Source organism: Halobacillus sp. BBL2006 (assembly GCF_000786645.1).
Classification (GTDB): domain Bacteria; phylum Bacillota; class Bacilli; order Bacillales; family Halobacillaceae; genus Halobacillus.
The window spans coordinates 1-4158 of sequence record NZ_JRNX01000118.1 but is presented as its reverse complement, the minus strand read 5'-3'; the positions used below and the strand labels follow the sequence as shown (position 1 = coordinate 4158).

The 4158-nt window shown below is 43.4% G+C and carries 4 protein-coding genes; 3 read left to right on the top strand and 1 reads right to left on the bottom strand.

Features of this window, described 5'->3' with window-relative positions; all coding sequences use genetic code 11:
- Positions 1-46: 46 nt before the first annotated feature.
- Positions 47-1195 (bottom strand): S1C family serine protease, encoded by a 1149-nt coding sequence (locus LD39_RS04365; RefSeq protein ID WP_035543267.1) that lies wholly within the window; start codon positions 1193-1195, stop codon positions 47-49.
- Between the two features lie 185 nt (positions 1196-1380).
- Here LD39_RS04365 and LD39_RS04360 point away from each other — a divergent pair, with 185 nt between their 5' ends.
- From LD39_RS04360 to LD39_RS04350, 3 genes are all read left to right on the top strand, one after another.
- A complete protein-coding gene (locus tag LD39_RS04360; RefSeq protein WP_035543264.1) occupies positions 1381-2076 on the top strand; it encodes a response regulator transcription factor in 696 nt (231 codons plus the stop codon).
- The gene (locus LD39_RS04355) at positions 2073-3404 is read left to right on the top strand and encodes a HAMP domain-containing sensor histidine kinase (RefSeq protein WP_035543263.1); all 1332 of its coding nucleotides are present in this window, start codon (positions 2073-2075) and stop codon (positions 3402-3404) included. Before LD39_RS04360 ends, LD39_RS04355 begins: the two co-directional genes overlap by 4 nt.
- Before the next feature lie 64 nt (positions 3405-3468).
- Positions 3469-3993, top strand: coding sequence for an acyl-CoA thioesterase (locus LD39_RS04350; protein WP_035543262.1), 525 nt, complete (start codon positions 3469-3471; stop codon positions 3991-3993).
- The last annotated feature ends 165 nt before the right edge of the window (positions 3994-4158 follow it).

Genomic DNA, 4158 nt, shown 5'->3' with positions numbered 1-4158 from the left:
TAGCTAGTCGAGGCAGTTCAAGACGCTTACGCTTTTCTTCTTTATATTATTGGGAGGAAAGCTTGAGTTCTGCTTTCATCGGTTCACCGTCGCGGTAAACCGTAAGCTCGACAGTATCTCCAATTTCCGCTTTGTTATAGAGATACTCACGCAAGCTCATGAGTGATTCAACTTTGTTCCCGTCAATTTCAGTGATGACGTCGTACTGACTGAGACCTGCTTTTTGGGCTGCTGAGCCTTGTTCTACCCCTTGGATAAGGACACCTTGAGTCACATCAGTAGGTAGATTCAATTCTCGTTGTAAAACAGATCCTGGAATTTGACTGACATCCTGAAGGGATACACCCATATAAGGGCGTTCCACTTGGCCTTTTGTTTCAAGATCTTTGATGACTGGTTTGGCTACATTCATCGGGATCGAGAAACCGATTCCTTCGACTTCTTCCTTAGCGATTTTCATAGAATTGATTCCTATGACTTCGCCTTGAAGATTGATCAGTGCACCGCCGCTATTCCCCGGATTGATGGCTGCATCCGTTTGAATAACTTGGGTTTGCCAGTCTGGTTGTTGGTCACCGTTCATATCCCTTGGGATACTGCGGTCAAGACCACTGACAATACCTTTGGTGGCTGATCCAGCGAATTCCATGCCGAGTGGGTTACCGATTGCTATGGCTGTTTGGCCGACCTCTACGTCATCGGCATTTGCAAATTCAGCAACCTTTTCCACATGATCGCTATCTATTTGTAAAACGGCAAGGTCTGTTAATGGGTCACTGCCTTTCAGTTCGGCTTTTACTTTAGTACCATCACTTAAAACTACTTCTAACTCAGAAGAGTTGGCAACAACATGATGGTTGGTTACAACAAAAGCGTGATCACCGTCTTTTTTATAAATGACACCAGATCCTGTGCCGGCTTTTTGGGTACCTTGGCGTGTTTCCTGAATGTTGCTGACACCCACAACGGCCTTAGAAGTCTCATCTATGGCCTGCGTGACAGCATTCGGATTATCGCTAAGGTTCAATTCGTCAGCCTGGGCTGTTGGTTGGTTTGTATTAATGCTGACGGATATTCCCTTCCACTGGAAAACAGTCGTTACAAGAAAAACAGCAATGATTGCGCCTAAGACTCCAAAAGCTAACCCGGACCGTTTATAGCTACGCTTAGTTTGGTGGTTATCTTCGTTTAACATCTTAAGCAATAGCCCCCTTTAATTTAGTTGGTGATGATTAATCTGTGCTGTCTGTCTACATTTCTTATTCTACGGTTCACTTATGGAATGACTTTGGAGAAAATGTGGAAAAAGTGTGTAAAACAAGAGAGAAGGCTGAAAATATGAGAAAATGGGTAAAAGTTCTGTGTGAGGAGGTTATGTGAATGTACCAAACCATTGGGCTTGTAGAAGATGATCCTAATATTAGTGACATCGTTGAAGCTTACCTGAAAAAAGAAGGATATGAAGTAAAGGCTCAGGATACGGCTGAGAAGGCGTGGGAACTGTTTGAACAAGAAGCTCCCGACCTGTGGGTGCTTGATATTATGCTCCCCGGGATGGACGGGTATGAATTTTGTAAAAAAGTACGGCAGACTTCAGAAGTGCCGATTATTATCATTTCTGCAAAAGATGATGAGGTAGACAAGATTCTCGGCCTCGAACTAGGAGGAGATGATTATTTAACAAAACCTTTCAGTCCTCGGGAGTTAGTTGCTCGTGTGAAAAGACAATTAAAGCGTTGGCAAGTAATGCAGCCTGAGAGCTCTCAAGAGAGTCAAGATACGATTGAATCCGGGGACCTGGTGCTGAATGATTCAGAAAGAAAAGCCTATTATAAGGGAGAGGATGTCGAGGTAACAACGAAGGAGTTTGAAATGCTGAAAATATTTGCCTCTCAAGAAAACCGTGCGTTCTCACGTGAGGAATTGCTTGTGAAAGTGTGGGGGGAAGACTACTTCGGCAGCGATCGGGCAGTCGATGATTTAGTCAAACGGCTGCGTAAAAAGATGAAAGAACTTCCGATTGAAACAGTATGGGGACATGGATATCGATTAAAGAATGAGCGTAAATCAACATGAAGCTGCTTTATCAATTGAATGCCGCATTTACTGTTTTAATTTTGATCATAATGTCTATTACAGCTTTTTTTATCCATTCTTTATTGATGGATATGTTGATTCAGGATGAACAACGGCAATTGAAGGCGAGGGCTGAACTGTTAATTGATATTATCAATGAGCAGGATGCAGATCGTAGTCCTCAGTTATCTCAGCTCGTGCAGGATCGAAATTATCCTATCTTATTATTCGACCGCAGCCAGGACCAGATTTTGTTCCGGACGATGCCAGCTAAAACGGCACATACGTGGATGGATCATTATGAGGATGAGTTGATTGACGAAGAAGTGTGGGAGAGTGAAGGGGAGAAGTACGTCGTTTACGACTTTGCGCTCTCCTCAAGAAGTAATCAGATCCTCGTTATGGCTACCCCTCTTGACGACCTGCAGGCAGTTCAATCAGTCTTTGCTTTCCGGATGATTATCGTGTTCGTGCTTGGTTTGCTTTTGGCCATTATCATTAGCTATTTCTTGACTCGCCGACTTGTCACCCCGTTGAGCAGATTGAAGCAAGAAGTAGAAAAAATCCAGAGAAGGCAGTTCGACGAAGTCCAGGCTGTCGAAGCTTCAGGGGAAATTAAAGAAGTTGAACAGGCAGTTAGGCACATGGCTGAAGAACTCGCAAGATATATTTACTCACAAAAGCAATTCTTTCAGAATGCATCTCATGAATTAAAAACCCCCCTGATGTCGATTCAAGGTTATGCGGAAGGAATCCGGGATGGAGTTTTTGAGGGAGAGGCAGCGGAAAAGGGCTTAAATGTCATGGTAAGTGAGACAGAGCGACTAAAAAAAATTGTTAATGAAATGATTTTGCTGGCAAAGCTGGATAGCAGTAAAGATGTGTATCACCCGGAACGAACAGATGTGATCGAAATCGTTGATCAGTCTACTGTTCGACTATTGCCTCTTGCAAAGGATAAAGATATTGAACTTCATGTCAACTTGAGTGAACCATTTTATACGAATGTGGATAGTGAGCGTGTCCTTCAAGCTTTAATCAATATTGTCAGCAATGCCATCCGCCACGCAAGCAGTGAAGTCCTTATCCACACTCTATCAGACAACGGGTGGTTAACCATTAAGGTTGAGGATGATGGAGAAGGGATATCGGAAGAACTGCTTCCTCAGCTTTTTGAACGTTTTATCAAAGGAAAAGAAGGGGAGACTGGTTTAGGTCTTGCTATATCACGAGCAATAATTGAACGCAGCGGTGGAATCATCACAGCAAGAAATCGTTCTGAGCACACAGGAGCTGTCTTTGAAATCCTGCTGCCGCGAAACGGTTGAATTCTCTGTGTCATGGTATAATAAGAGCAGAGAACGATTCCATGCAGAAGAGAGGATGTAGGAAATGGAAGCAAAACGATGCATTGATTCACTAACAGTAAAGAATTCTCACGTACTTCCTCCAGACACGAACAGTCATGGTACGTTGTTCGGTGGAAAGTTAATGGCTTATATTGACGATGTGGCTGCAATTGCCGCTGTCAGGCATTGCAGAAAACCCGTAGTGACAGCGTCTACAGATTCTGTCGACTTTTTACAGCCAGTATTTGAGGGCGATACGATCTGTCTAGAGGCATTCGTGACGTACACTCACAATACCTCAATGGAAGTTTTTATTAAGGCGATTACAGAAAACCTTTTAACAGGGGACCGGAAAGTTTGTACAACCGCGTTTCTATCTATGGTTGCCGTAGATGAAAACAATGAACCTACGCCTGTACCTCCTGTTTACCCTGAGTCAGAAGAAGAGAAATGGCTTCATGATGGAGCGAAAAGACGTCATGAACATCGTAAGGCGAGAAGAAAAGAGTCTAAGGAGCTCGCAGAGAAATTCGGGACAAGTCTGCCATGGCTACCCAATGAAAAATAACACAGGAAACTCTACCGTTATCGGCGGTAGAGTTTTTTTGATATCAGTATCAACGGTGTTAAATTATAGTACTGAATAACGTCTTCACAACAGATTTCCTTCCCCCTCACTAAAGCTCCCTATTCCGTAAGACTCAGTTTCGAGACTTTTATGTGCGAGGATGGT